Genomic DNA, 26,001 nt, shown 5'->3' on the forward strand with positions numbered 1-26,001 from the left:
GGCCTGGAGCCGATCCGGAGCCGGTCCCGGAACCGGTCTAGAGTCGGCGGATGCGCCAGCCGAAGAGGGCGGCGCCGGTGCCGATCAGGGCCAGGCCGACGCCCAGCAGGCGGCCGCGCGGCCCAAGCCCGCCGGAACGGCGTCCATCCGACGCGACCTGCGCCTTCACCGCCTCCGCCGGAAGCACCGCCTGGGGGCCGAGCGGCGGAGGCACGCTGGTCTGCGGCCGGTCCGGCTGCGGCTGTGCGGCCTGCGGGAGCACGGCCTGGCCGTCCTGCGCGGGCGACCCGTCGCCGGCCTTCGAGGGCTGGGCGGCGGCTGAGCGCTCCGCCGAGGCCGAAGCGGAGGCGGAGGCGGACTCGCGGTGCGGCGTGGCACTGGGGCGGTCGGGGTCCGCGGACGCGGAGGGGTTGGGCCGGTGGCTGCCGCCGGTGGCCGACGGCGAGGGGAACAGGGTGCTGACCACCGGTACCGGCAGTTCGCTGGTCGACCCGCTGGGCAGCGCCGACGGGCTGCCTACCGGCGGCGCGTGGGTGGGGCGGAGGTGCGTGGGGCCGCTGTGGGTCGGCCGTCCGGCGGCGGGCGCGGAGGCGAAGTGCACCGGCCGCCCGTCCGGCAGTCTGAGCGTGATCCCGCTCGCCGAAGCGCTCGGCTGCGCCGCCGACGCGGCCTCGGCACACCAGGGCATGCCAGCGACGAGCCCCGCCGCGACGACGACCCCGGTTGCCCTGGCACCCCTCGCAGCGCCTGCCCGTAGACCCGACAAAGCGCTCATATGACGCAATTAGGACACCAAAGATCGCACTCGGCAAGCGTGATTACGCCGTTCAGGGCTGCTGCGGCGCGGGTTGGCCCGCCCGAGGGAATGACGGTCCATCAGGATTCGGCGGCGCGCACTCCGGCCGATGTATTTCCCGGTCTGCGAGCTCTCCGGCCTCGTCCTGACCGCCCGGCGCCTGCGCCGCCGATCCGGGCCTCGGGCCTCGGAACCGTCAGGACTGGGTGTCCGCGCCGGTCATGGAGGTGACGGCGTCCGCGACCGTGCTGCGGTAGAGGCCCAGCTTCGGCTTCAGCACGAGGGCCCCCGAGCCGAGCTGGAAGTTCCGGGTCTCGGCGTTCGGCATGTGGTCGCCGTCGGCCAGGACGTTCAGCTCGTCGATTCCGGAGACGGTGCCCGTGGTCGCACCGCTGGGGTCGAGGTCGATGACCGCGTAGGCCGTCTGCCCGGCGTGGACCGGGTAGGCGGGGGCTCCGCCGAGGCCGCTGGGGATCATCGGCTTGACGATCCGACCGCCAGAGGCGTGCGCGTTGTCCAGGTAGACCTGCGGGAAGTAGCTCAGGCCGCAGGCGTGGGCGCCGATGTTCCGCACGACGATCACCCGCTGGCTGGGCGCACCGTCCCGACGGGTCACGTGCAGCGAGACCTGCCGGCCCGAGCACGGGTGGGTGTAGGCGTAGCTGTCGCTGTCCGCGCTGCCGCCGGAACCAGATGTACCGGCGCTGGTGCCGGACCCCACCGAGGAGCCCTTCCCCGTCGACGGCGCGGAGACGGGCGCCGCACCGCCCGAGGCCGGATCGGTCGAAGAAGTGCCGGCGACGGAGCTCGACTGCGACGGCGTCGCGCCGGCCGACGCGGTGGTCGAGCCCGGCTGGCAGGCGGTGAGGGCGAGCGAGCCGAGCAGGATGGCGGCGGACGAGAGCGTGGTCTTCATGACCGGCCGGTTGAGCAGCATGGTGGTGATCCTTCGGTGTGATCGACTGGGATGCCACAACCGTGCGTCCTGATTCGTCCCGGATGCCACAGTCCTGCCACAAAGAGGGACGTTGGAACGGTTCCTACCCCCCTGAGCTGCGATGATGGCCTCTCCTGGAACGCCGCTCCGGGACGAGGGGGAGGGGTGGAATGCCGACCGGCATCGAAGATTTCGCAGCCCAGCTGCGCGAGCTCAAGGAGCGTTCGGGCCGGAGCTACGGCATGCTCGCCACGCGGCTGCACGTCAGCACCTCGACGCTGCACCGTTACTGCAACGGCGTGGCGGTCCCCGGCGACTACGCCCCGGTGGAGCGCTTCGCCCGCGCCTGCGGCGCGACGCCGGAGGAACTGCTGACGCTCCATCGCCGCTGGCTCCTGGCCGACGCCGAACGCCGCCGCGAGCCCAGCCGCGCCGCGCAGGCGGCCGAGACTGCTGCGGCCGCCGACGCCGAGCCCGTGCAGCCTCCACAGCCCGAGCCCACCGAGGTCACCGCCGCCGTCAGCGCCGAACCGCAGCCACAGCCGCGTCCTCGCCCGCGCCGGACGAAGATCGTGCTGGCGGCGGGCGCCGCGATCGCCGTCCTGCTCCCGCTCGCCATCCACACGGCGCACAACGGCTCCCACGACACGCCTGTCTCGGCATCCCGCCCCGGCAGTTCCACGGCCTCCGCCGCAGCCTCCGCGCCGGCGTCGCCCTCCGCGTCGGCCCCCGCGTCCTCCTCCGCCGCCCCGGCCTCCTCTTCCCCCTCGGCGTCGGCTCAGCAGAACGCTGAAAGCGCGCCGCCGCCGTTCCAGGTCAGCGTGCTGTCGGACAACTGGGACAGCCAGTGCGGGCAGTGGTTCCTGCTCAACCAGCCGCCAGGAAAGGTCCCCCCGCCGCCGTCCCTCCAGCAGACCAACGCCTGGGCTGCCGCCCTGGGCGGAATCCCGGCCGGAGATCTGCGCCTGCAGCTGACGGCGCAAGGCGTGCCCGGTCAACCGGTCGTGCTCCACACCCTGTACGTACGGATCGTCAGCAGCAGCCCGGCCCCGAAGCGGATCGGCTACACACCCGCGTCCGGCTGCGGCGCCGGGCTCGACCCCGCCTCCTTCGCGATCAATCTCGACGCCGCCGTGCCGCGCGCGAAGGCCGTGGCCGGCCTCGTGGGCGACGGCCTGACCGCGACGATCGCCAACTTCCCCTTCCAGATCTCCGCCACCGACACCCAGGTCCTCGACGTCGACGCCCACACCACGGACCAGGACGTCAGCTGGTACCTCGACCTCGTCTGGAGCTCCGGCAACCGCCAGGGCACCCTCCGCATCGACGACCACGGCAAGCCCTTCCGCACCGCCGGCCTGAAGGGCGCGCCCGCCTACTTCTATGACGGCACCACCTGGTCGCCCACCTCACCTCCGACCTAGCGAGGACCTAGGCTTGCGGCCGACTGATCGAGCGGGGGGTGGTGCGGGTGCTGGTCGCCCAGTGGATACCGCGCAACGGGCAACACGTCGGACCCATTTCGACCGGGCCCGCCGTGGCCCTGCTCTGGGTCGGCGGCGTGGTCCTCCTCGCCGCCGTCGCGGCGGCCCTGCAGTCGCGGGGGCAGCGGAGGCAACGGAGTTCAGGAGCCTTTCCCGGCTGGCTGGCAGGGCTCGGCCTGAGCCTGTGCGCCTTGGGCGGGTTCGCGCTGCTGGTCCGTCACTCCGAGGACCAACAGGTCAGCGACGGGCTGCACACCGCCGCTCAGCAGGTCATCAGCACCGCAGTGGACTCAGCCAGGAACTGCGCCACCGCCGCGCCGGAACCGGTCGTCACCTACCCGAGTGGACTGGTACCCGGCGGCGCGACCACCTTCACTCCTCCGCCGTGCAGCACCTCGCCGCGCAGCGCGTCGATCGACTCGACCGTGCTGACCTACCTGGGCGGGTACCGGGCCCAGCAGTCCGCCGCCTTCGACACGAACGGGCACGTGACCGTCACCGACCCCACCACCGGCAAGCAGGTCTGCGCCACCGTCCCGGACAGTGCCGACAGCGCGGGTACGGTCGTCGACGGCGCGTGTGCCGGGTAGTGGAAGCGTCAGATCTGGAGCAGGATCTTGCCGATGTGCGTGCTGGACTCCATCAGCCGGTGCGCCTCGGCCGCCTCCGCGAGCGGGAAGACGCGGTCGATCACCGGCTTGACGACGCCCGACTCGATCAGCGGCCAGACGTGCTCGCGTACCGAGGCGACGACAGCGGCCTTCTCCTCCAGCGGGCGCGCCCGCAGCGAGGTCGCCGCCACCGCCGCGCGCTTGGACATCAGCTTGGCGATGTTCAGATCCGCCTGCACCCCGCCCTGCATACCGATGATGACGAGGCGTCCGTTCAGTGCCAGTGCATCGAGGTTGCGGTCCAGGTACTTCGCGCCGATCACGTCCAGGATCACGTCGGCGCCGCCGAGACCGGCGAGCTCGGCGACGAAGTCCTGTTCGCGGTAGTTGATCAGCACGTCCGCGCCCAGCTCCGCGCAGGCGGCCAGCTTCGCCTGTGAACCCGCCGTCACCGCGACCCGCGCGCCGATCGCCTTGCCCAGCTGGATCGCCATCGTGCCGATGCCCGACGAGCCGCCGTGGACGAGCAGCGTCTCGCCCGGACGCAGGTGGCAGACCTGGAAGACGTTGGACCAGACCGTCGAGGTGACCTCTGGCAGGCCCGCCGCCGTCACCAGGTCGACGCCCTTCGGGGCGGGGAGCAACTGGCCCACCGGGACGGCGACCTTCTCGGCGTAGCCGCCGCCGGCGAGCAGCGCGCAGACCTCGTCGCCCACCGACCAGCCGACCACGCCCTCGCCGAGGGCGGCGATGCGGCCGGAGCACTCCAGGCCCGGGTAGAGGGACGCGCCCGGCGGCGGGGCGTAGAAGCCCTGACGCTGCAGCACATCGGCCCTGTTGACCGCCGAGGCCACGACGTCGACGAGTACCTCGCCGGGACCGGGGACGGGATCGGGGACGTCCGCCAGGACCAGCGCTTCGGGGCCGCCCGGCTCTGTGATGGTGATCGCTCGCATGCGGCTGACGCTACTCGCTGTCCGAGCGCGCAGCGCGCAGCGCGCCTGTCCGGGCCTGCGCGTGATCGGCGGGCGGGGACAGGCGGGTGTGCGGGTCGGTCAGGGGGCGAGGTCGACCGCGGCGAAGATCACGCCGATGTTGGTGCCCTCACCCGTCGAGGGGTAGAGGGGTAGTTGATGGTCAGTCCGCTCGTGCCGTTGGTGAGCATTGCCGTCCAGCAGGAAGCGGTGGTTGTCGTAGCCCAGCGTGTTCTGGTAGTTCGGCGTGCGCGCCCACTGGAAGTTGCTGTCGTGCGGGTCGTTGTTGGCGAGCACCGAGTTCTGCACGTCGTCGACCGGGCTCTGCACGTCGCCGAGCTCGAACGCCGCGCCCTTGTTCGGCACGATGTCGACGTGGTCCTTCCAGCCGCGGTCGCCGTCGTAGGTGATCTGCCCGAGCCGCAGGCCCACCGTTCCGGTGTCCGGCGTCTTCAGGCCGGTCAGCGAGACGGCGACGGTCGTGTGCTGCGCTGCATGAAGACCTCTCAGACCTCTCTGTGGAATCCACCGGAGCATTGAGGCCATCCGATCATGACGGTGTGTAGCCAGCTCATCACGGTGCGCCATACGAGAGCCCCTGACGAGGGGAACCGGCGTACGCTTGCAGGATTGCGCAAGCATGCAACCGCTCGACTGCCTTCCGGCGTCCACGCCGGTGACATCGCGTCCGCCACCATGGCGGGAGAACGAGGGAACAGGGCATGACCGACGACACGGGCGGTACCGCTGCCGGGGAACCGGCGGACAAGCCGCGCGGACCGCGATCGCGCGGCCGACGGATCGCCAAGATCCTCGCCCTGACGCTGTCGGTCCTCGTGTTGATCACTGCCGGTCTGGGCACCTGGCTGTACAACCACTTCAGCGCCAACCTGCACACGATCCACGTGAACAACAAGAACCTGGGTCAGGAGAAGCCGGACGCCTTCGGGCGGACCCCGATCGACATCCTGGTCATCGGCACCGACGCGCGGAACACCGCCCAGGACTGCAACCTCGGCGGCGACTGCGGCAGCGGCGGCTACGGGAACGCCGACGTCGAGATGCTTGTGCACGTCTCGGCCGACCGCTCGAACGCCACGGTGATGAGCATCCCCCGCGACACCATGGTCGACGTCCCGGCGTGCACGGACCCGAACAACAAGGCCAACACCACCAGCGGCTACCACGGCATGATCAACAGCGCGCTCGCCTACGGCCCGCAGTGCCAGATGGAGACCATCCACCAGCTGACCGGCATCCCGATCAGCCACTTCATGATGACCACCTTCTCCGGCGTGGTCAGCATGTCCGACGCGGTGGGCGGCGTCGACGTCTGCGTCGACAACAACGTCTACGACACCTACTCGCACCTCAAGCTGGCCAAGGGCACCCACAACCTCAAGGGCGTCGCGGCGCTGGCGTTCGTCCGCTCCCGGCACGGCTTCGGCGACGGCGGCGACCTCGGCCGCACCTACGCCCAACACATCTACCTCAGCTCGATGATGCGGACGATGAAGAGCGCCGGCACACTCACAGACCCGGGAAAGCTCTTCGGCCTCGCCGACTCGGCGACCAAGGCGCTCACGGTCGACAGCGGCCTGGGCAGCGCGGGCAGCCTGCTCGGCCTGGCGAGCGACGTGGCCAAGGTGCCGACCAGCAGGATCACCTTCACCACGATGCAGACGAACACCGACCCTGCCAACCAGGACCGGCTGGTCCCGGCGGCGGGCTCGCAGGCGCTCTTCGCGGCGATCGCCAACGACCGGGCCCTGACGGCTCCCGGCGGCGGGGTGGCCACGCCTTCGGCGTCCGCCTCCGCCTCCGCCTCGGCCCCCGCTTCGACCCCCGCCTCCCCGTCCGCGGGCGCGAGCACGGGCGCGAGCACGAGCGCGGCGTCCGTGTCGGCCGCCCAGATCGATGTGCGGGTGGAGAACGCCAGCGGCACCACGGGCAGGGCCACCGAGCTCGCCGACGCGCTGACGGCCAAGGGCTTCGGCTCCGGCACCACCGCGGTGACCTCGCCCAGCACCATCGCCACGACCGAGCTGCGCTACGGCGCGGGCGAGAAGGCCCAGGCGGAGACCGTGGCCGCGGCCCTGGGCCTGCCCGCGACACACCTGAGCGAATCCGGCGCGAGCAGCGGGGTGACCCTGGTCATCGGCTCCGACTGGACCTCCGGCACCACCTTCCCCGGCGGCGGCAGCAAGCCCGCCCCGGTCGACACCCAGCAGGCACTGGCCGACGCGCACTCCCGCACCGCCGCCGACACCAGCGGCTGCGCGCCGGTCAGCCAGTACCAGACGGTCGAGATCAACGGCGTCCCGATGACCCCGTCCGAGGCCTACGCGAAGGCGACCGACGTGCCGGACTCCGCGCCGTGACGGACCCGGCCCGGTGCCCCCTACCCTGGTGAGGCGAGCGAGGCGAGGAGGGGGACAGATGGGCTCAGGCGCCGGGTTCGGAGCGGCGGCGGGCAGGGCTGCCGAGGACGGCGCGCCCGGGGCGGAGCTACTGGAGCAGACCGCGGCCGCGTTCGGGCTGCTCGCCTCACCGACCCGGCTGCAGATCGTCTGGATCCTGGCCGCCGGCGAGTGCGACGTCACCGGCCTCGCCGAGCAGGTCGGCGGCTCGCTCCCTGCGGTCAGCCAGCACCTGGCCAAGCTGCGGCTGGCCGGCCTGGTCCGCTCACGCCGCGAGGGCCGACGTCAGGTCTATCTCGTGGACGACCCCTATCTGGCGGCCGTGGTCCGGCTGATCGTCGGCCGCTTCGCCGAGACCGCGGAGGGCACCGGCGCGCCGTCGGCCTCGGCGCTGTCGGCTGTGGAGGCGCTGACCGCGGTCGAGGGGCTGACCGCGGTGGAGGGGCTGTCCGCGGTGGAGGGGCCGGCCCGTGGCCGGCTCGTCTGAGGCCAGGGCGATGTGCAACGCTGCACCGCCCGAGCGCGGCGCCCTGCGCCTGCGCGCCCTCGGCCTGCTGAGCCGCGCGGTCCCCGCGCTCGCTCTCTACGTCGTGGTCCGGGCGCTGGGCCTGCTGGTCCTCGCGGTCTGGGCCGGCGCGGAGGGCCGCAGCCCGCACCAACTGCTCTCGGCGCGCTGGGACTCGCTCTGGTACACCGACATCGCCGCCCACGGCTACCACTGGCCCGGCTACCAGGCCACGTCCCACACCCGCGGCGCGGGCGACCACTCGCACCTGGCCTTCTTCCCGCTGCTGCCCTGGCTGGAGCGCGGCCTGCACACCCTCACTGGCCTCAGCTACGCGGACGCGGGCCTGCTGGTCAGCGCGGTCGCCTCGCTCGTCGCGGCACTGGGGATCTACGCGGTCGCCGAGCGCGTCTTCGCGCGACAGTCGGGAGCAGACGGCACCGGCCGCCGGGCCGCGACGCTGCTGGTCCTGCTCTGGGCCGCGCTGCCGATCGGCGTGCTGCAGTCGATGGCCTACACCGAGTCGCTCTTCACCGCGCTCGCCGCCTGGTCCCTCTACGCGGTGCTGCGCGGCAACTGGCTGACCGCGGGCCTGCTCGCCGCACTGGCCGGGATCACCCGGCCGAGCGCCGCCGCGATCATCGCGGCGGTCTGGGTCGGCGGGGCAGTCGCGCTGCGGCGTCGTGAGGGAAGCCCGTGGCGAGTGATCGCGGGCGCGCTGCTCGCCCCGGCGGGGCTTCTCGGGTACGCGGCGTGGGTCGGCGGGCTCTCCGCCTATCTGGACGTGCAGGGCCATTGGGGCAACGGCTTCGACTTCGGCGCGGCCTACGGACGCTTCCTCTGGCACCAGCTGACGACGAGCCCCTTCGCGGGCGTCGGCCTGCTGGCCTTCGTCGGGCTGGTGCTCTGGGCCCTGTGGGCGGGCGTCCGGCAGCGGCAGCCGCTGCCGGTCCTGGCCTACTCGGCGGTGATCGTCGTGGTCGCGCTGGGCGCGCAGGCCTACTTCAACTCGAAGCCGCGGCTGCTGATGCCTGGTTTCCCGCTGCTGCTGCCGCTCGCCGCGTGGCTGGCCTGCCTCCGGCCGCGCCGCGCGGCGGTCGCACTCACGGTGCTGACCTGCGCCTCGGCCGCGTACGGCGCAGTCTGGCTGCTCGGCTCGGGCCCGCCGTAGCGCTGAGATCAGCTGTGGTTCAGGCCTCCGCGACCGCGTCGCTGCGGTGGACGTCGCTGCGGTGGATGGCGATGACCCGGTCCTCCGGCCTGAGCACCGCGACCTCCGGATCGCTGTAGGTGAGCCTGCGGCGGCCCCTGACCACGGCGATGACCAGGTCCCCGCAGTCCTGCGGCGAGCGGCCCACCTCGGCCCGGGTCACCGGGCGGTCGATGACGTCGAGACCGTGGCCCACCGTCAGCAGGTCGTCGAGGACCGCGCCCGTGTTCGGGCTCAGCGTCGAGACGCCCAGCAGCCGGCCGACCGAGCTCGCGCTGGTGACGACCACAGTGGCCCCGCTCTGCTGGAGCAGTGGCGCGTTCTCGTCCTCCCGGACGGCCGCGACCACGACCGCGCCCTTGTTCAGCTGGCGCACCGTCAGCGTGACCAGCACCGCCGTGTCGTCCCGTTGTGGTGCGACGACGACCTGGGCCGCGCGCTCCACCCCGGCGCGCCGCAGGACCTCGCTGCGCGTCGCGTCGCCGACCACGCCGGCGACGCCGTCCGCGTTCGCGGCCTCGATCGCGCGGCGCTGTGGGTCGACGACGACGATGGACGTCTTCGGCGTGCCCTTCAGCAGCAGGGTCTCCACCGCGTGGCGGCCCTTGGTGCCGTAGCCGACGACGACGATGTGCCCGTCCAAGTCCTGCCTCCAGCGGTTGATGCGCCACAGCTGGCGGGTGCGGGTGGTGAGCACTTCGAGCGTGGTGCCGACCAGGATGATCAGGAAGACCACGCGCAGCGGCGTGATCACCAGGATGTTGGTGAGCCGGGCGCCGTCGCTGACCGGGGTGATGTCGCCGTAGCCGGTGGTGGAGAGGGTGACCGTGGCGTAGTAGAAGGCGCCCAGCAGGTCCAGGTGCGCGTTCGCGTTGTCGTGGTAGCCGTCGCGGCCGAACCAGACCAGCAGCGCGGTGACCACCAGCACCAACAGCGCCAGCACCAGCCGCCGCCGCACCTGCCGCAGCGGCGGGCCGCCCGCATCGGGGGCGGGGAGCAGCACCTGCCGCAGCTCGGCGGCGTCCTCGCGAGCGGAACCCTCCCCGTGCCCGGCGCGGCTGCGCGGGCTCAGCCGCACGGCACGTCCAGCACCTCGACCAGACCGCCCGCGTCGACACCGCCCGGCGGTACCACGGCCAGTCCCTCGGCGAGCGCGAGTCCGCGCAGCATGGCCGGTCCGTCGAAGCGGAGCGGGAGCGCACCGCGCTCCGGCAGGGTGACCGGCAGCAGCCGGGTGTGACCGGGGTAGCCGGAGAGGTCGGCGGCGGCCGGGACCCGATAGGACTCCGCCTGCGGGCTGCCGGCCAGGCCCCGGAGCAGCGGCTCGGCGAGCGTCGCCGCACCGACGGCGGCGGCGAGCGGATTGCCCGGCAGGCCGACGAGGTGACGCGTCGGGCCCGCGCCGCCCTCGCGGGGCAGCGCGGCGAGCAGCATCGGGTGCCCGGGGCGCACCCGCACGCCGTCCACCAACAGCGTCGCGCCGATCTCGGCGAGCGCCGCGTGCAGGAAGTCGACCGGTCCTGCGGCGGTCGCGCCGGTGCTGACGACGACGTCGGCGCGGGTGCGGCGCAGCGCGGCGACGAGTGCCGCGCGGTCGTCGCCGATCCGGCGCACGGCCTGCACGCGGGCGCCGTAGGCGGCGAGCCAGGCGGGCAGCATCGGGCCCAGCGCGTCCCTGATCCGGCCGTCCCGTGGAGGGCCCTCGGTCAGCAGCTCGTCGCCCAGCACCAGCAGCTCGACGGTCGGCCGCCGATGCACCGTCAGCTCGTCGAGCCCGACGGCGGCGGCCAGGCCGAGCACCGCCGGAGTGACCAGCGTGCCGGCCGCCAGCAGCGGCTCACCGGCCCGGCACTCCTGCCCGCGCGGGCGGATGTCCCGCCCCGGCAGCGGCGACTGCGCGCCTTTGCGGCAGCTGAGCTCGTTCGCGCCGCCGCGCTCGCGGACCTCGCCGTCCTCGTGACGCAGCACGGCGGTGGCACCGCCGGGCACGGATGCGCCGGTCGCGATGCGCACGGCCTCACCGTCCTCCAGCGCGGGCGCGGCGGGACGGCCGGCCAGTCCCTCGCCGTCGGCGGGGGCCCGCAGTCGCCACGGGCCGGGCCCGGCGACGGCCCAACCGTCCATCGCGGAGGTGTCGAAGGGGGGCAGATGGGTGGCGGCGGCGAGCGCCTCTGCGAGGACCGCGCCGAGGGCCTCGGTCAGCGCGCAGCTCTCCGCACCGAGCGGCCGGGCTCCGGCGCGGGCGGCGAGAGCGCGGGCCTGTAGCCAGCTCACCGCATGCGCGCGGGGCGCGGGAGCGGGCGACTGGGCGACGGGGTCGCGTTCAAGATCGCCAAATGCTTCACGTGAAACACTTTGCGATCTTGGTCGGGAGGGGTGGGTCAAGCTGATCGCATCGTCCAGGGCCCGATCGAAGGAGTCCACGGAGTCGAAGGAGCCATCCCTGTCCGACTCCCTGCCCGACTCCCTGTCCGACTCGCTGTCCGACTCCCTGGCACGCTCGCGCCCTGCCTGAGCGGCCTCCGCCGCCTCGTAGTCGAAAGGCCGCTCGGGCTCGGGCTCAACTGCGGGCCCGGCAGCCTGTGGCCGCAGGTAGGGATAGGCCGCGAGCAGGTCCGTCTCGGCGCCGGCGCCACGGCCGGTCGCGGTGCTGCTGCCGGTGTCGGCGAGGCCGCTCACTCGGCGAGCTCCTCGGAGCGTTCCGCGGCCCAGCGCAGCGCGAGCTGCGAGGCCTTGCGGTTCGCCTCGGCCACCGCCTCGGCCCCGCCTCCCGCGCCGGCCGCCGCGTAGCCGACCAGGAACGCGGTCAGCGGGGCGGCCGGGCGGGCGACGCCGTGGGCGACCTCGCGGGTCATGTCGAGCAGTCCGGGCACATCGACGTCGAGGTCGATGCCCAGCTCGGTCTTCGCAGCGGCGATCCAGTCTTCCAGCACGGGTCCATCGTCGCCGATCCGCGCGCCTACGACGCGCAACGGGCGATTTCGGGTGCGTGTCCGACCGCTCACCGCCCCGACGACGGGTCGTGCGGGGTGGCGTGCGGGGCAGCGTGCGGGGGCAGCGCGGAGGCGGCGGCACGGGCGCGGGCGAGGCGGACGTCCTCCCAGGTGTCGACGTCGACGGAGACGCCGCGCGGGTCGGTCAGATGCCGGGTCGCCAGCATGCTGGTCACCGCCCGCAGCCGCGCGCCCTCCGGCGGACCGATCCTGTCCAGCGCGGCGCGCAGCGGCAGAGTGCGGTAGGCGGCGGTGAGCAGCTGGTCCCGGCCCTCGACGTCGACGAGGGTGGCCGCGTCGATGTTGGGCTCGGCCAGCGTCTCGAGCAGGTGGTGCACGCTGGTGGCGTCGAGAAAGGGGAGGTCGGCGGCGAGCAGCAGCGTGACGTCCGCCGTCACCAGGCGCAGACCGGCCGCGAGCGCGGCGACCGGCCCCCCGCCCGGCGGCTCCTCCCGCGTCCAGACGACCTCGCGGGCGGTCGGCCGCTCAGGGCCGACGACGACGGTGGTCCGCGCGTCCGCGCAGGCCGCGAGGACGCGGTCGAGCAGGGTCGCGCCACCGACGAGCAGCCCCGGCTTGTCGGCGCCGTCCAACCGCCGGGCTGCTCCCCCGGCGAGGATCACGGCGTCATAGGCGGCGTCATAGGCAATGTCCATAGGAGCACCATGCAACCACCTCGCCGGGCGCGGAGCGCTGCCGATCCCCGAATCGGAGCACAGGAGAGCGCCGCCCGCCGGAAGCCACGGGCCCGCTCCTGCCCGCTGCACCTGCGACGCCATCGGCTGTGCGCCTAGGCAGCGTGTCCGGCCGATGCGCTGGGTGTCTCCTCGCCGGAGGCGAGCGCACCCTCCTAGAGCTGGTGCTCCGCCAGCAGGTCGCCGAGCTCCTGCTCGAAGGCCGCGGCCGGGCCGAGCAGGAGTTCCAGGTGCTTCGCCCAGGCGTGGTAGCGGTGCAGGGGGTAGTCGAGGTCCGCGCCGATGCCGCCGTGCAGGTGCTGGGCCGTGGCGGCGATCGCGCGGACGCCCTCCGCGGACCAGATCTTCGCCGTCGCCAGGTCCGCGTCCAGCGGCAGCCGGTCGGCGAGCTCGACCCCGGCGACGATCCGCCAGGCCGCCTGCCAGAGCGTCACCTCCATCGACCTGAGGTCGATGTACCGGTCGGCCGACTGCATCGCGACGGCCTGGAAGGTCGCGATCGGGTGCCCGAACTGCTCGCGCTTGGTCGCGTAGTCCGAGGTCAGCCGCAGCGCCGCCTCGCCCAGCCCGAGGCAGAGCGCAGCCACCCCGACGATCAGCCTGCCCCGCACCGCGCGCCAGTTGGCTCCGTCCGCTGCCGCGTCCCCGACCTGCCAGGAAGCCTCGACCACCGCGCCGTCGAAGACCAGCTCGCCCGCGAGCTCGCCGTTGGTCGACACCTGCCGGTTCAGCGTCACGCCCGCACCACGCGGATCGACCAGGAGCAGCAGCGTCCCCTCCGGGCCGCGCGCCGGCACCAGGACGAGGTCCATGACCGGGGCCCAGGAGACGCCGGTCTGCGCGCCGCGCAGCGACCAGCCGCCGGGGACCGGCTCCGCGGTCACCGCCTCGTCGGCCGGCTCGTGCCCGGTCCGGCCCTGGGCGGCGACGCCCACCAGCAGCCGACCTGCCGCGATCTCCGGCAGCAGCCGCTGCCGCAGTTCCTCCGCACCGAACGACGCGATCGCGAGCGCCGCCGCACCCGTCTCCAGCAAGGGGACTCGTGCCAGCACCCGCGCGGACTCGCGCAGCACCAGGCACCAGGCGATCTCGTCGAGCCCACCGCCGCCGTACTGCTCCGGGAGCGCGATGCCGACCAGGTCGGACTTGGCGAGCCGCTGCCATAGGTCCCGGTCGACATCGGTCGACACGGGGTCGATGCCGATGGCCGGGCTCGGCACGCCGCCGTCCGGCGGCACGTCGGCGAAGACGGCCCGCGCCGCCTCTGCCGCGGCCTGCTGCTCCTCGGTGAAGGTGAAATCCACGGCGCACCCCTTTCCCGCCCTGCCCACTCCTGACGATACGTCAGATTAGAACAAGTTCTAGATACACGGAAGGGTCGCGCGCGAGCGCCCATCGTCAGTACCGTGCTCAGGAATCACCGGAGCGGCAAGGCGGGTACCAGTGGCAGACGAGCCGAGCAGCGAGTCCATACCGTCCCTGCCCGCGCCCAGACCGCCCGGGGACGATCAGCCAGGGGCCGAGGCGGGTGACGAACGCCGCTGGTCCGTCCCTTCGCTGCTGGTCCTCGGCGTCGCGGCGGTCGTCCTGATCAGCGCCGTGGTCTACCACCTGGGCACCGTCTTCCTCTCGGTCGCCCCGAGCAACCCCGTCTCGCAGCGCCACGCTGCCACGGTCAACGAGCACGTCCTCCCCGAGTTCGAGCAGAACTGGCAGTTGTTCGCACCCAACCCGCTCCAGGACGACATCGCCGTCGAGGCCCGGGTGCAGACCCTCGACGCGGACGGGCACCGCGTCGAGTCGCCCTGGATCAACCTCACCGCCCACGACATCGCCGCGATCCGCGACAACCCGGCGCCGAGCCACATCGACCAGAACCTGCTGCGCCGCGCCTGGGACTACTACACCGCCTGGCACAGCCAGCAGGACGAGTCCTCGACCGGCTTCGGCGGACCGCTCGCGGTCGAGTACCTCAAGCGCATCGCGCTGCAGCGGATCGGCCGCTCCTACGACGGCCGACGGATCATCCAGATCCAGTTCCGCTCGTCGACCACCCCGCTCACCGGTCCCAGCTGGACCGGCGCACCCGCGACCGCGACGCCGGGCTACCGCCAACTGCCGTGGTGGCCGGCCAACGACGAGGACTACCAGAACCTGGGGATGCCCTCATGACGCTCGCCGCGCTCGCCCAACGCACCTCGGACGCCACGTTCAACGGCTGGACCACCGTCACCGGTCGAACGCTCGGCGCGTACCAGGCGGCGATCGTCAGGATCGGCTTCGCACTGACCTTCGGCGGCTTCCTGCTCCGCGAGTGGCCGCACCGGCGCGTCCTCTACGGCGACCTGTCCCCGTGGAGCCAGGACCTGGCCCGGCAGATGCTCGGCTCCAACCACGCGTTCACCGTGCTGATCTGGTCGGACAACCGGTGGTGGTTCGAGTTCGTCTACGCGGCGGCGATCGTCGTCAGCGGCCTGCTGCTGGTGGGCTGGCGGACGCGGACGATGTCACTGCTCTTCATGGTGCTGGTGCTGTCGGTCCAGAACCGCAGCATCCTGGTCGGCGACGGCGGCGACAACGTCGTCCACCTGATGGCGATCTACCTCGCCTTCACCCGCTGCGGCCAGGTCTGGTCCCTGGACGCCCGCGCGGCGCGGCGCGGGACGCGGGAAGGGTGGGACCCGGTCGGCGTCGCGCTGTGGCTGGGACTGGGCGCGGTGCTGGCGTTCTGCGAGCTGTCGGGCTTCGCGAAGCTGGGGATGCTGGACCTCGGGTTCTACGACTGGGGCACGGTCTTCTGGCTGTTCTGGCTGTTCGCCGGCGTGAAGGCCTGGATGGCCCGACGCCGCCCGGGCGGCGAGGGCGAGCAACTGCTGGACGCGCTCGGCAACCTGCTGCACAACGCCGCCATGCTGGTGATCGCGGTCGAGGTCTGCTTCATCTACGCGACGGCGGGCTGGTACAAGATCCAGGGCTCCCTCTGGCAGGGCGGCACGGCTCTCTACTTCCCGCTGCACCTGGCCTACTTCGACCCCTGGCCGGGGCTGGCCTCACTGCTGGGCGGGAACAGCACAGCGGTCTTTCTGATCACCTACGGCACGGTGATGGTGCAGGTGTCCTTCCCGTTCCTGGTCTTCAACCGCCGGATCAAGAACGTGCTGCTGGTCCTGATGATCACCGAGCACGCCGCGATCGCGGTGGTGTTGGGGCTGCCGTTCTTCTCGCTGGCGATGATCGCCGCGGACGCGGTCTTCCTCCCCACCGGCTTCCTCGTCTGGGCTGGTCAGGGGGTGGCTAGGGGGGTGGCGCAGCATATGCCCCCGCCAGTCTTGCGCCAGTCGATCAAGCGCCCCCCTCGCGCAACCGAGCGCGATCCGGAGGCCGTGTCACCGGTCGGATAAGCGCGTTGATCAGGGCGCAATGTCACCCACCCGAAAGGGCGCGTCATGAACACGCGAATGATGAAGACGAAGTTCCCGGCCACCGGGCAACCGATCCGCGTCATCCTGATCGACGGCGAGCCGTGGTTCGCCATCGTCGACGTCTGCAAGATCCTCGGTCACAGCAACCCGACGAAGGCCGCGAGCGTGCTCGACAAGACCGAGATCCGCCGTGTGAACACCCAAACCATTTACCTAACCTCAAGTGAGGTAAGTGACGTTTCCGCTGGTGGGATTAGTTCCCGCCGCGGCACCCCCCTGCTCACCGTCATCCGCGAGAGCGGCCTCTACCGGCTGATCATGCGCTCCGACAAGCCCGCCGCCCGGCCCTTCCAGGACTGGGTCACCCGCGAGCTCCTCCCCTCCATCCGCCGGGGCGACGCCGACCTCGGCGCCCAGCGCGAGCGCATGGCCGAGACCTTCGCCGAGGCGATGGACTTCACCACGCCCTCCGTCTCGACGCTGCTGGTCGACGACCAGGGGTTCGAGATCCGCACGGACGGCTCCGTGCACTGCCTGCACGGTGCGATGGCGCCGATGCTCCCCGACCCGATCGTGGAGGCCGGGCCGCCGTTCGGCGTCTACTTCACCTGCCGGACCGTCGAGCACGTCGGCATCCGGGGAAGCATCGCCTACCGGCCCTGCCGACGGCTGCACTTCGTGGACATCGTCCGGCACCTCCTGCGCGCGCAGGACGCCGAGCCGCCGGTCGCGACGCCTGCGGCGCCGCAACTCGTGACGTTGGCCGGACCGCCGGCCTACGTCGCCGAGGTACTCCAGCTCATGGGCGTCCGCTCGGCGTCCTGATATCCACAGACCGTGGATAACCGCGTCCCTGCCAATGGAACAGCGCCATGCCGACGCTCGTGGCGAGGTTGAAGCTGGACACGTGAGGGCGCATGGGGATGGCCACAGTTCGGGTGGCCATCCCCTTCACATCATCCGATACCCCGTGCCGTTCTGTCCCGAAAGCCAGCACAGCGTCATCCGGAAAGGCGATGCCGTGGATGTCCTCGCCCTCCGGATCCAGCGCGAAGAGGGGCCCAACGGGCAGCTCCGCCAAGGTAGTCCGGGCCACCGTCGTGGCGAAGTGCAGGCCGGCCGCGCCACGGACGACGGTGGGGTGCCAGGGGTCGACGCTTCCGGTCGTCAGCACGCCCGCCGCGCCGAAGCCGGCGGCCAGGCGGACGACCGCGCCGATGTTGCCGAGGTTGCGCGGGTCCTCCAGCAGGACGAAAGGCGAGGTCCGCGCGTTGTCCACAGGCTGTGGACGAAGCGCCAGCGCCGCGACACCGGTCGGATGCGCACGCGGCACCAGCCGCCGTAGCAGCTCCGCCGGAACCACCACGGCCTCGACCGAGCCCAGATCCGGCGCCAGCTCCGCAACGAGCCGTCGCAGCTCGCCCGCGTCCGTCGTCACCAGCAGCGGCACCGTCGCACCGAAGCGCAGCGCGTGCTTCAGCGCGTGGAAGCCGTCCAGCAGTACCGCTCCGCCAGTAGCGACCAGCGCGGCCCATCGTTCCTCGACGTCGATCATCACCGACTCAGCCTAGAGCTGCCCTGCCCGCGATCAGCGCAGCGCAGGCGAGAACTCCGGCTCGCTCCAGCGCAGCGGCATCGCCCCGGGAAGCTGCACCGCCGACGTCAACTCGAAGGCGACCGACCGTTCCTGCCAGTCCGTCCGGGCCTCACCCGTGAGGAGGAGCAGGTCGCCCGTCTCCCAGTCCGGGAAGACGAGGCCCGCACGCGGGTTCAGTTCGAGGTTACCCAGCGTCATGAACGCCCCGTTGCCCGCGTACTCGCGCCAGCGCAGCGTCGACGGCGAGACCACCTCCACGAAGCCCGGGTACCCACCCCGGTGCGAGGCGTCCGCGCGCCCCTCCGCATCGGCGGTGGCGAGGAAGAAGGTGTCGGCGGTGGAGACGGCCAACTGCTGCGCCGTCGTCAGCTCCGCGCCCCAGCGCGCCGGTCCGGGCACAGCGGTCGGGGTGGACCGGACCGGGCGCCGCTTCTGGATGTACTTGGGGCAGTTGGAGAAGACCTGCTCGGCGTGGACGACGAGCCCGGCGTCGCGCGCCTCAACCAGGCCGTTGACGCGCATCCGCCGCCGGGTCGCCGGCTCCAGGGCGATCGTCCCGATCGGCACTGCGGACGGGGCGGACGCGCCCCCGAGGACGGCCGCGAGTGGATCCCCCGGACCCGGCAGCGCCGCGACCGAGATCGTCCCCTCGTCCGGGACGCCGATGAAGCCGGGTTCGCCCGTCAGCACCGTCGCCCACATCCGCCCGTCCGCGTCCGCCGCGCCGACGACCAGCAGCTGCCGCTCCGCGAGGAAGTTCGCGGCGACGGCCGGGACGACAGCGCGGATGCTGCGTTCCAGGTGCTCAGCCTTCGCCGTCTCCCCGGCGAGCGCCTGAGCGACGCGCTCGCCGGAGTGGTACCCGGCCACAGCGGTCATGGCAGCCATCCCCTTTCGCTCGTTGCCTGCGCGGCTAGAAGAAGCCGCACGTGGGGGCGTCCGCGTGCGGGGCGTGGCCGCCCTCGGCGGCGATGCCGCTGCGGGTGAAGACCTCCAGCCGGGTGCCGTCGGGGTCGACGAAGAAGATGCCGCCCGAGTCCTGGCCCTCGCCGTGCGGGACGACCCCGTCGTACTCGAAGGCGGCGCCCTGCTCCTTGAGCGCCCACTCGGCTTCGCGGACCTCGTCGACTGTGTCGACCTCGAAGGCGAGGTGGTGCAGCCCGGCCCGGTCGCGTTCGTGCCCGCCCACGGCCTGCTGCCAGATGGTGAGCAGCAGCTCGCCCTTCTTGCCGAGCCGCGCCGCGCGGCGCTCGGGCGCGGTGCCGGGCTTGCTCGCGCCGAGCTCCTCCAGCCCAAGGACGTCGCGATAGAAGGCGACCGAGCGGTCCAGGTCGGTGACGTTGATGCCGATGTGGCCGGTGCGCAGCGAAGCGGTCATGACGGGACTCCTCGTCTTGTTCCTTCTAACCTTTCAAGTGAACCGTAACGGTTATATGACTCACCCTGCAACCCCTCAGCAGCATCTGAACGGTTAGACTGGAAACGTGGAGACCTCTGCAGACCCCCGACCGCTGCGCGGCGAACCGATCTCTCTCGACCTGCTCAACACCCGCTGGCACGGCGACCTGCTGTTCCACCAGGAGGACGGCCTCTCCGTCTGGCTCGCCTCGAACGGCCTGGCCGACAGGGTCGACCCGACCGAGCAGGTCCTCGACGCCCTGCTCGAGACCCGCGCCGCGCTCCTCGCGCTGCGCACCGACCCGCAGGACACCGCCGCGCTGAACGCGGTCCTGGCGCACGGCTCGATCCGCCGCCGCCTCGGCGCCGACGGCGTCCCGCACGACGAGCCCGAGGTCGCCGACCCGGTCTGGCTGCCGGCCTGGCTCGCCGCCGACGACTACCTGCGCCTGCTGGCCCGCGGCCCGGAGCGGATCCGCGAGTGCGCGCACGAGCGCTGCCTTCTCACCTTCTTCGACACCTCGCAGAACGGGCGTCGCCGCTGGTGCTCCATGTCCGAGTGCGGCAACCGCGCCAAGGCGGCCCGGCACTACGAGCGGGAAACGCAGCACGCCCTGCCCGGCTGAGAAGCCGAACAGGGCGTGCTGGTGGACTGTCGAGGTACTACCTCCGGGCGGTACGCGCCCGGTTGAGGATCTGCGAGAACGCGATGACCGCCATGGTGCCGAGCAGCATGATCGAACCGATGACGTCGATCTGCGCCGGGTACGAGCGCTGCACGGAGCCCCAGATGAACATCGGGAAGGTCTCCAACTGACCTGCGGTGAACGCCGTGATGATGTAGTCGTCCACCGACAGCGCGAAGGCGAGCAGCGCCGCCGCCGCGATGCCCGGCGCCACCAGCGGCAGGGTCACCTTGCGGAAGGTCTGCAGCGGCGTCGCGTAGAGGTCCTGCGCCGCACGTTCCAGCATCGGGTCCATGCCGGCCAGGCGGGACTTCACCGTGACGACCACATAGCTCAGACAGAACATGATGTGGGCGATGGTGATGGTCCAGAAGCCCAGCGAGCCGGGGCCGATGGTGTTGAAGAACAGCGCGGTCAGCGTCGCACCCATGACCACCTCGGGCGCGGCCATCGGCAGGAACAGCAGCGAGTTGATGCCGGAACGCGCCTTGAAGCGGTGCCGCACCATCGCGAAGGCGATCATCGTCCCGAGGATCGTCGAGATGACGGTGGCGATCGCGCCGATTTGCAGCGACAGCGAGAGGCTGTTGCACATCTCGCTGTTGGCACAGGGGTGCGCCCAGGCGTCGAGCGAGAACTTGTTCCAGGTGTAGTTGTACTTGCCGGCGGGCGAGTTGAACGACATCCACAGGATGACCGCGTTCGGCGCCAGCATGAAGACGAAGACCAGGACGGTCACGGTGAGCAGAATGTGCTCGCGGACCCAGGCGAGTGCCTTGCTCATCAGATCAGGTCCTCCGTGCCGGCCTTGCGGATGTAGATCATCACCAGGATCAGCGTGGCCACCATCATCACCACGGACAGCGCGGACCCGTACGGGTAACCGTCGCTCTTGCGCAGGAAGAGGTTCTCGATGCTCTGCCCGACGACGTTGGTGTTCGGGTTGCCCAGCAGCTGGTTGTTGATGTAGTCGCCGACCGCGGGAATGAAGGTCAGCAGGGTACCGCCGATGACACCGGGCATGGACAGCGGCAGGGTGACCCGGCGCAGCGTCTGGTACGGGCTGCAGTACAGGTCGGCCCCGGCCTCGAGCAGCCTCGGGTCGATCTTCTCCAGCGACGTGTACAGCGGCAGGATCGTGAACGGCAGGAAGTTGTACGTCATGCCGAGGACGACCGCGGCCGGGCTGTAGAGCACCTGGTTGTTGACGGTCCAGCCCAGCGCGTCGGTCAGGCTCAGCACGTGCAGCTGCTGCAGCAGGTGCACCGCGCTGCCGTTGTTGGAGAGGATCGTCTCCCAGGCGATGGTGCGGATCAGGAAGCTGGTGAACGACGGCACGATGACCAGCGCCATCAGCAGCGACTTCCACTTGCCGCCCTTGAAGGCGATGAAGTAGGCCACCGGGTAGCCGAGCGCCAGGCAGAAGACCGTGGTGAGCACCGAGTAGAGCAGCGAGTGCCAGATCTGCGGCCCGTTGTCCGACAGGGACTTGGTGTAGTTACCCCAGGCCCAGGTGAGCTGGAAGCCCACGTCCGAGCTGCCGGTCTGCACCGAGGCGATCACCGAGGTGAAGATCGGCACCAGGAAGAAGACGATCAGCCAGAGCAGGCCGGGCAGCAGCAGCACCCAGGGGGTGAAGTTCCGGCGGCGCTTGCGCGGAGCCGCCCCGCCCTTGACGGGCGGCTTGGCGACGGGCGCCTCCGTCGTGGTGGTCGTCACGCGGCGGCCTCCTCATCGACCTCGGCGCCGGCGGCGATGTCCTGGGAGCCCTCGAGGCCGAAGCCCTGGGTCGGGTCCCAGTAGACGGCCACCTCGGCGCCCGGGCGCTGGATCTCCCTGCCGGTGTTCTGCTCGAAGACCGCGAGCTCCTCGCCGGTGGCGAGCTTGACCAGGTACTGGGTGGAGACGCCGATGAAGCTGGCGTCGACGACCGTGCCGCCGGTGATCACGTTGGAACCGGTCGGCGCGTCCGCCGCGCTCTTCGCGACCTGGACCTTCTCCGGGCGCACGCCCAGGATGATCTCGCCGGAGGTGCTGCGACAGCGCTTGGCGTCGAGCTTGAGCTGCTGGCCATGGGCCGAGACGGTGACCACACCGTCCGTCTCGGAGACGACCGTGGCGGGGATCAGGTTGGACTGGCCCAGGAAGTTCGCGACGAAGGTGGTGGCCGGGTTCTCGTAGAGCTCGGCGGGGGAGCCGAGCTGCTCGATCCGGCCGTGGTTCATCACCGCGATGGTGTCGGCCATGGTCATGGCCTCCTCCTGGTCGTGCGTGACGTGCACGAAGGTGAGGCCGACCTCGGTCTGGATGCGCTTGAGCTCGATCTGCATCTGCCGACGGAGCTTCAGGTCCAGCGCGCCCAGCGGCTCGTCCAGCAACAGCACCTGCGGCTGGTTGATCAGCGCGCGGGCCAGCGCGATGCGCTGCTGCTGACCGCCGGACAGCTCGGTCGGCTTCCGCTTGGCGACGTGGCCCAGCTCGACCAGGTCGAGCATGGCCGTGACGGCCGGCTTGACGTCCTTGACGCCGCGACGGCGGAGGCCGAACGCGACGTTCTCGAAGATGTCCAGGTGCGGGAAGAGCGCGTAGTTCTGGAAGACGGTGTTGACCGGGCGCCGGTAGGGCTTGCGGTTGGTGACGTCGTCCTCGCCCAGGTAGATCCGGCCCGCGGTGGGGTCCTCCAGGCCGGAGACCATGCGCAGGGTCGTGGTCTTGCCGCAGCCGGACGCACCGAGCAGAGCGAAGAAAGAGCCCTGGGGGATCGTGAGATCCAGATTGTCCACAGCCGTGAACGCGCCGAAGCGCTTGGTCAGGCCCTCCAGGCGGAGATCTCCGCCGGTGCTGCCGCCGAGTACGTCGTTCGTGCTCATCAGGGGTCTTCCTTCGCTCTCTTCGAACCTCGAGTGCCTGGTGCCGGGGGTGGGCCGGCAGGGGCGGCTGCTACTGACCGGTGACCTGCTGGAAACGGCTGGTGTAGTCGTCGAGCTGGGCGATGCTCAGCGACATGAAGCCGTGCGCGTTGGCCTGCATCTGCGCGGTGGGGACGATCAGCACGTTCTTCGCGGCGGGCGGGTCGAGCGTCTTCAGCGCGTCGACGGCGCCCTCGACACCCGGGATGTAGTTGATGAAGTCGTCCAGCTGCGCGGAGACCTGCGGGTCCAGGTAGTAGTTGAGCAGCGTCTCGGCGTTCTTCTTGTGCCGGGCGTAGTTCGGGATGACGCAGTTGTCGTTCCAGGAGAGCAGGCCCTCCTTGGGGAGGTCCACGGTGACCAGGTTGGGCTTGGCCAGCTGCGCGACGTCGCCGGAGTAGGCCATGGTGACCGCGGTGTTGCCCTGCTGGAAGGGGCCGAGGTAGTCGTTGCCGGTGAAGTGGCTGACCTGGCCGCTGTCCTTGGCCTTGCGGACGTAGTCCAGCGCCTCGTTGAACTGGGCGTCGGTGAACTGGGTGGGGTTGTGGCCCAGCGCCAGCAGGGACAGCGCCATGGTGTCCTCCATCTCCGCGAAGAGGCTCACCTTGCCCTTGAGGTCGGGGCGGGTGAACACCTCTGCGATGGAGGTGATCGGGGTCTTCACCAGGTTGCTGTTGTAGGCGATGGTGGTGAAGCCGTAGGCCCAGGGGGTGGAGAACTTGCGGCCCGGGTCGACCGGGTCGTTCAGCGTCGACGGCAGCAGCTTGGAGTGGTTCGGGATGTTCGCCAGGTCGAGCGCCTGGATGTAGTTGTACGTCCGGTACTTGGGCACCATGTAGTCGCTGACGACCATAATGTCGTAGCCCGTGTCGACACCCTTGACCAGGCTCGGGTTGACCTTGGTGTACCAGTCGTTGTTGTCGTTGATGACCTCGACGTACTTGACCGTGAGCCCGCTCTGCTTCTGGAACGCGGCGATCGTCGGGTGGAGGCTCTGGTTCTTGGCGTCCACGTCGATGTAGGCGGGCCAGTTGGCGAAGTTGACGATCTTCTCGGTGGCTGAGTAGTCCTGGCCGGCCACGCCGACCTTGGGGCTGCCGGACGGGGTGGCGGTTGCCGCGCCCTTGACGCCGCAGGCGGAGAGCGCGCCGGCTCCGGCGATGGCCAGACCGCCCGCGGTGGCACCGCGCAGGAGCGAGCGCCGACTCATCGCGGCGGCGCGTGAGGCGGCACGGGTGCGGTTCATGAAACGCGAAAGGTCGAAGGAGCCGGAGTCCGTCATGGAGTGGCCTTTCTGCAGAAGCCTGGCGCTGGTCGGGAAACCTCTTCACGCCCAGCGACGTCAGTTCGTATGCCGCAGCGGCAGATGCCGACAGAGGCTAGGGCCAAAAACCTTCGGTTTCCATGCCCCCTAGCGGTTCTGGCACCGGAATCGTTATCTTCAGTCTCGATCCGCGACGTGATCCGCATCACCGCTTACACTGCGTGATGAACAACCCCAAAGACCACCGACACCGTGTAAAAGGCGCAACAGAACCCCTACACCTGTGCCAGTGGATGCAGCAGGGGCTGCCAGGGAGAATCCTCCCGGGCAGCCCCTGTCAGGCTTCCGTCTCGGCTATCCGCCTCAGCTATCCGCCTCAGCTGTTGTGGCGGCGGACCTCCATCACCCGAAATCGACCGGCGACAAAGGCGGCGTCGCAGTACGCCGCGTTCGCTGCGGGATTCGCACCCGTCCCGTGCAGATCGGAAAATGCCGCGGTCTGGTTCACGTAGACCTGACCGGTGAGATTCAGGGAAAGGGAAACTCCCGCGTCGACCGCGGCGCCGACGACCGCGCACTCCACCTCCGGCGAGGTCGTGTACGCCGCCGCCGTCATCGCACCGCGCTCGCGGACGGTCTCACGCAGCAGCTCCACACCGTGGGCCGCGGAGTCCACCGCGATCGCGAAGGCGACCGGCCCGAAGCACTCGCCCGGCAGCGCGTCCACGGCGGCGTCCAGGGTCACCAGCGCGGGCGTGCGGATGACCGCCTCGGGGAACTCGGTGCTGGCCACCGCGCGGGGCGCGAGCGCGAGCGCGCCGTACTCGCCCTTCTCAGCCCGCTCGATCCGCTGCAGCACGCCGGGGTTGACGATCGCGCCCAGCAGCTGGGCCGCGCGCGCGTCGTCGCCGAGCAGCTTGCCGAGCGCGTCGGCCAGGTCCGCGACGACCTCCGCGAAGGTCTTGCTGCCCTGGTCGGTGGCGATGCCGCCGCGCGGAATCAGCAGGTTCTGCGGCGTGGTGCACATCTGGCCGCTGTAGAGGGAGAGGCTGAACGCCAGGTTGGCCAGCGCGTTGGCGTAGTCGTCGGTCGACTCGATCAGGACGGTGTTGACGCCGGCCTTCTCGGTGTAGACGAGCGCCTGGCGCGCGTTCTCCTCCAGCCAGTCACCGAAGGCGGTGGAGCCGGTGTAGTCGATGAGCGCGACCTCGCGCCGGGTGGCGAGCGTCTTGGCGAGGCCCTCACCGGGCTGCTCCGGGGCGAGCTGCACGAGGTCGGCGTCGAAGCCCGCCTCGGTGACCACGTCACGGGCGATCTCGACGGTCAGCGCGAGCGGCAGCACGGCACGCGGGTGCGGCTTGACGACGACCGGGTTGCCGGCGGCGAGGGAGGCGAAGAGGCCCGGGTAGCCGTTCCAGGTCGGGAAGGTGTTGCAGCCGATCAGCAGGGCGACTCCGCGGGGGCGGACGATGAACTCCTTCTCCATCGTCAGCGGCTCGCGCTTGCCCTGCGGCTTGGTCCAGTTGGCCTTCGCGGGCAGCCGGGTCTGCTCGGCGTACGCGCAGGCGACGGCCTCGAGCCCACGGTCCTGCGCGTGCGGCCCACCGGCCTGGAAGGCCATCCCGAAGGCCTGCCCGGTGGTGTGCTGGACGGCGAAGCCGAACTCGACGGACCTGGCGTTGATCCGCGCCAGGATCTCCGCGCAGACCGCGGCGCGCAGCAGCGGACTCGCCTGCGCCCACGCGGGCTGCGCGGCGCTCGCCGCGGCGAGCAGCGCGTCCGCGGAGCGGTAGCCGTAGGCGATGTTCAGCGCCTCCCCGAACGGCGAGACCTCGCCTCCGGCCTCGGCGTCCGGCCCGACGAGGGTGTCGCCCTCGGCGGCGAGCCGCGTCGTGCCCTTCAACGCGGCGAAGGCGGCTGCGCCGACGGCGAGGGCGTCCTCGCCGTAGGCCTTGGGGAACTCGGGGTAGGGCGACCAGTAGTCCCGCGCGGCGAGTGCGCTGACCGCGCGCTCCAGGGTCTCCTGATGACGGTCGATCAGCGGATGGGCCGTGGTTGCGGTCATGGCGACGCACTCCTCATGGGGTCCTGGCGGCGACT

25 protein-coding genes and 1 pseudogene are annotated in these 26,001 nt (G+C 71.3%); 9 read left to right on the forward strand and 17 right to left on the reverse strand.

From position 1 onward, the window contains the following. Window positions 1-37: 37 nt before the first annotated feature. Both ABIA32_RS00240 and ABIA32_RS00245 read right to left on the reverse strand, forming a co-directional pair. Window positions 38-688, reverse strand: a complete 651-nt coding sequence (locus ABIA32_RS00240; RefSeq protein ID WP_370091557.1) for a hypothetical protein — start codon at window positions 686-688, stop codon at window positions 38-40. A gap of 304 nt (window positions 689-992) precedes the next feature. Beyond that, a complete protein-coding gene (locus ABIA32_RS00245) occupies window positions 993-1,733 on the reverse strand; it encodes a DUF4232 domain-containing protein (protein WP_370091558.1) in 741 nt (246 codons plus the stop codon). A gap of 170 nt (window positions 1,734-1,903) precedes the next feature. Between ABIA32_RS00245 and ABIA32_RS00250 the strand changes: the two genes are divergently transcribed. Continuing rightward, on the forward strand, window positions 1,904-3,157 hold the full coding sequence (locus tag ABIA32_RS00250; protein WP_370091559.1) for a helix-turn-helix domain-containing protein: 1,254 nt from the start codon (window positions 1,904-1,906) through the stop codon (window positions 3,155-3,157). 47 nt (window positions 3,158-3,204) lie between these two features. Next, window positions 3,205-3,807 (forward strand): hypothetical protein, encoded by a 603-nt coding sequence (locus ABIA32_RS00255; protein WP_370091560.1) that lies wholly within the window; start codon window positions 3,205-3,207, stop codon window positions 3,805-3,807. Between the two features lie 8 nt (window positions 3,808-3,815). Here the strand turns inward: ABIA32_RS00255 and ABIA32_RS00260 are convergent, their stop codons facing one another. Together ABIA32_RS00260 and ABIA32_RS00265 are read right to left on the reverse strand one after the other, a co-directional pair. Beyond that, the gene (locus ABIA32_RS00260) at window positions 3,816-4,784 is read right to left on the reverse strand and encodes an NAD(P)H-quinone oxidoreductase (RefSeq protein WP_370091561.1); all 969 of its coding nucleotides are present in this window, start codon (window positions 4,782-4,784) and stop codon (window positions 3,816-3,818) included. A 99-nt stretch (window positions 4,785-4,883) separates the two neighbouring features. After that, window positions 4,884-5,339 carry a hypothetical protein gene (locus ABIA32_RS00265; RefSeq protein ID WP_370091562.1) on the reverse strand — a complete coding sequence of 152 codons (456 nt, stop codon included), beginning with the start codon at window positions 5,337-5,339 and terminating at the stop codon, window positions 4,884-4,886. Between the two features lie 185 nt (window positions 5,340-5,524). Here ABIA32_RS00265 and ABIA32_RS00270 point away from each other — a divergent pair, with 185 nt between their 5' ends. From ABIA32_RS00270 to ABIA32_RS00280, 3 genes are read left to right on the forward strand one after another with little or no spacing between them, the layout of a single operon-like run. Next, the gene (locus ABIA32_RS00270; protein WP_370091563.1) at window positions 5,525-7,183 is read left to right on the forward strand and encodes an LCP family protein; all 1,659 of its coding nucleotides are present in this window, start codon (window positions 5,525-5,527) and stop codon (window positions 7,181-7,183) included. 58 nt (window positions 7,184-7,241) lie between these two features. Then, window positions 7,242-7,709, forward strand: a complete 468-nt coding sequence (locus tag ABIA32_RS00275) for an ArsR/SmtB family transcription factor (protein ID WP_370091564.1) — start codon at window positions 7,242-7,244, stop codon at window positions 7,707-7,709. Next, a complete protein-coding gene (locus ABIA32_RS00280) occupies window positions 7,693-8,898 on the forward strand; it encodes a hypothetical protein (RefSeq protein ID WP_370091565.1) in 1,206 nt (401 codons plus the stop codon). The genes ABIA32_RS00275 and ABIA32_RS00280 overlap by 17 nt, the downstream gene beginning before the upstream one ends. 19 nt (window positions 8,899-8,917) lie before the next feature. On the opposite strand, the gene ABIA32_RS00285 is transcribed toward ABIA32_RS00280, so the two are convergent. The 5 genes and pseudogenes from ABIA32_RS00285 to ABIA32_RS00305 all read right to left on the reverse strand — a co-directional run bounded on the left by ABIA32_RS00285 (window position 8,918) and on the right by ABIA32_RS00305 (window position 13,929). Continuing rightward, window positions 8,918-9,949: a TrkA family potassium uptake protein gene (locus tag ABIA32_RS00285; protein WP_370091969.1), complete on the reverse strand. Its 1,032-nt coding sequence runs from the start codon at window positions 9,947-9,949 to the stop codon at window positions 8,918-8,920. Window positions 9,950-10,005: 56 nt separating this feature from the next. Next, window positions 10,006-11,616, reverse strand: a complete 1,611-nt coding sequence (locus ABIA32_RS00290) for a molybdopterin molybdotransferase MoeA (RefSeq protein WP_370091566.1) — start codon at window positions 11,614-11,616, stop codon at window positions 10,006-10,008. Further along, window positions 11,613-11,882 (reverse strand): annotated as a pseudogene (locus ABIA32_RS00295) (DUF6457 domain-containing protein); the annotation flags it as partial. The gene ABIA32_RS00290 and the pseudogene ABIA32_RS00295, both read right to left, overlap by 4 nt. A gap of 56 nt (window positions 11,883-11,938) precedes the next feature. Beyond that, window positions 11,939-12,586 (reverse strand): molybdenum cofactor guanylyltransferase, encoded by a 648-nt coding sequence (locus tag ABIA32_RS00300; RefSeq protein ID WP_370091567.1) that lies wholly within the window; start codon window positions 12,584-12,586, stop codon window positions 11,939-11,941. A gap of 194 nt (window positions 12,587-12,780) precedes the next feature. Further along, entirely contained in the window at window positions 12,781-13,929 is a 1,149-nt protein-coding gene (locus ABIA32_RS00305) for an acyl-CoA dehydrogenase family protein (protein ID WP_370091568.1), read from the reverse strand. Between the two features lie 139 nt (window positions 13,930-14,068). Here ABIA32_RS00305 and ABIA32_RS00310 point away from each other — a divergent pair, with 139 nt between their 5' ends. From ABIA32_RS00310 to ABIA32_RS00320, 3 genes are read left to right on the forward strand one after another with little or no spacing between them, the layout of a single operon-like run. Further along, window positions 14,069-14,797, forward strand: coding sequence for a DUF5819 family protein (locus ABIA32_RS00310; protein WP_370091569.1), 729 nt, complete (start codon window positions 14,069-14,071; stop codon window positions 14,795-14,797). Further along, the gene (locus ABIA32_RS00315; RefSeq protein WP_370091570.1) at window positions 14,794-16,026 is read left to right on the forward strand and encodes an HTTM domain-containing protein; all 1,233 of its coding nucleotides are present in this window, start codon (window positions 14,794-14,796) and stop codon (window positions 16,024-16,026) included. Before ABIA32_RS00310 ends, ABIA32_RS00315 begins: the two co-directional genes overlap by 4 nt. Window positions 16,027-16,071: 45 nt before the next feature. Then, a complete protein-coding gene (locus tag ABIA32_RS00320; RefSeq protein WP_370091572.1) occupies window positions 16,072-16,872 on the forward strand; it encodes a BRO family protein in 801 nt (266 codons plus the stop codon). On the opposite strand, the gene ABIA32_RS00325 is transcribed toward ABIA32_RS00320, so the two are convergent. Genes ABIA32_RS00325 through ABIA32_RS00335 form a run of 3 tightly spaced genes read right to left on the reverse strand, consistent with a single transcriptional unit; the run spans window position 16,847 to window position 19,022 of the window. Continuing rightward, entirely contained in the window at window positions 16,847-17,602 is a 756-nt protein-coding gene (locus ABIA32_RS00325) for a TrmH family RNA methyltransferase (RefSeq protein ID WP_370091970.1), read from the reverse strand. The two genes, ABIA32_RS00320 and ABIA32_RS00325, sit on opposite strands and share 26 nt — an antisense overlap. 33 nt (window positions 17,603-17,635) lie before the next feature. Then, the gene (locus ABIA32_RS00330; RefSeq protein WP_370091573.1) at window positions 17,636-18,523 is read right to left on the reverse strand and encodes a pyridoxamine 5'-phosphate oxidase family protein; all 888 of its coding nucleotides are present in this window, start codon (window positions 18,521-18,523) and stop codon (window positions 17,636-17,638) included. A 34-nt stretch (window positions 18,524-18,557) separates the two neighbouring features. After that, window positions 18,558-19,022 carry a VOC family protein gene (locus ABIA32_RS00335; RefSeq protein ID WP_370091574.1) on the reverse strand — a complete coding sequence of 155 codons (465 nt, stop codon included), beginning with the start codon at window positions 19,020-19,022 and terminating at the stop codon, window positions 18,558-18,560. Window positions 19,023-19,128: 106 nt separating this feature from the next. On the opposite strand from ABIA32_RS00335, the gene ABIA32_RS00340 reads away from it, so the two are divergent. After that, window positions 19,129-19,668, forward strand: a complete 540-nt coding sequence (locus ABIA32_RS00340) for a CGNR zinc finger domain-containing protein (protein ID WP_370091576.1) — start codon at window positions 19,129-19,131, stop codon at window positions 19,666-19,668. 37 nt (window positions 19,669-19,705) lie between these two features. Here the strand turns inward: ABIA32_RS00340 and ABIA32_RS00345 are convergent, their stop codons facing one another. From ABIA32_RS00345 to paaN, 5 genes are all read right to left on the reverse strand, one after another. Further along, window positions 19,706-20,512: an ABC transporter permease gene (locus ABIA32_RS00345; RefSeq protein WP_370091578.1), complete on the reverse strand. Its 807-nt coding sequence runs from the start codon at window positions 20,510-20,512 to the stop codon at window positions 19,706-19,708. Next, window positions 20,512-21,447: an ABC transporter permease gene (locus ABIA32_RS00350; protein WP_370091579.1), complete on the reverse strand. Its 936-nt coding sequence runs from the start codon at window positions 21,445-21,447 to the stop codon at window positions 20,512-20,514. The genes ABIA32_RS00345 and ABIA32_RS00350 overlap by 1 nt, the downstream gene beginning before the upstream one ends. Then, window positions 21,444-22,598, reverse strand: coding sequence for an ABC transporter ATP-binding protein (locus ABIA32_RS00355; protein ID WP_370091580.1), 1,155 nt, complete (start codon window positions 22,596-22,598; stop codon window positions 21,444-21,446). Before ABIA32_RS00355 ends, ABIA32_RS00350 begins: the two co-directional genes overlap by 4 nt. 70 nt (window positions 22,599-22,668) lie before the next feature. After that, window positions 22,669-23,919, reverse strand: a complete 1,251-nt coding sequence (locus ABIA32_RS00360) for a spermidine/putrescine ABC transporter substrate-binding protein (RefSeq protein ID WP_370091581.1) — start codon at window positions 23,917-23,919, stop codon at window positions 22,669-22,671. A gap of 358 nt (window positions 23,920-24,277) precedes the next feature. Next, complete coding sequence (gene paaN, locus ABIA32_RS00365) at window positions 24,278-25,966, reverse strand: phenylacetic acid degradation protein PaaN (RefSeq protein WP_370091582.1); 1,689 nt, start codon at window positions 25,964-25,966, stop codon at window positions 24,278-24,280. Between the last annotated feature and the right edge of the window lie 35 nt (window positions 25,967-26,001).

This window comes from Streptacidiphilus sp. MAP12-20, assembly GCF_041262525.1.
GTDB lineage: Bacteria > Actinomycetota > Actinomycetes > Streptomycetales > Streptomycetaceae > Streptacidiphilus.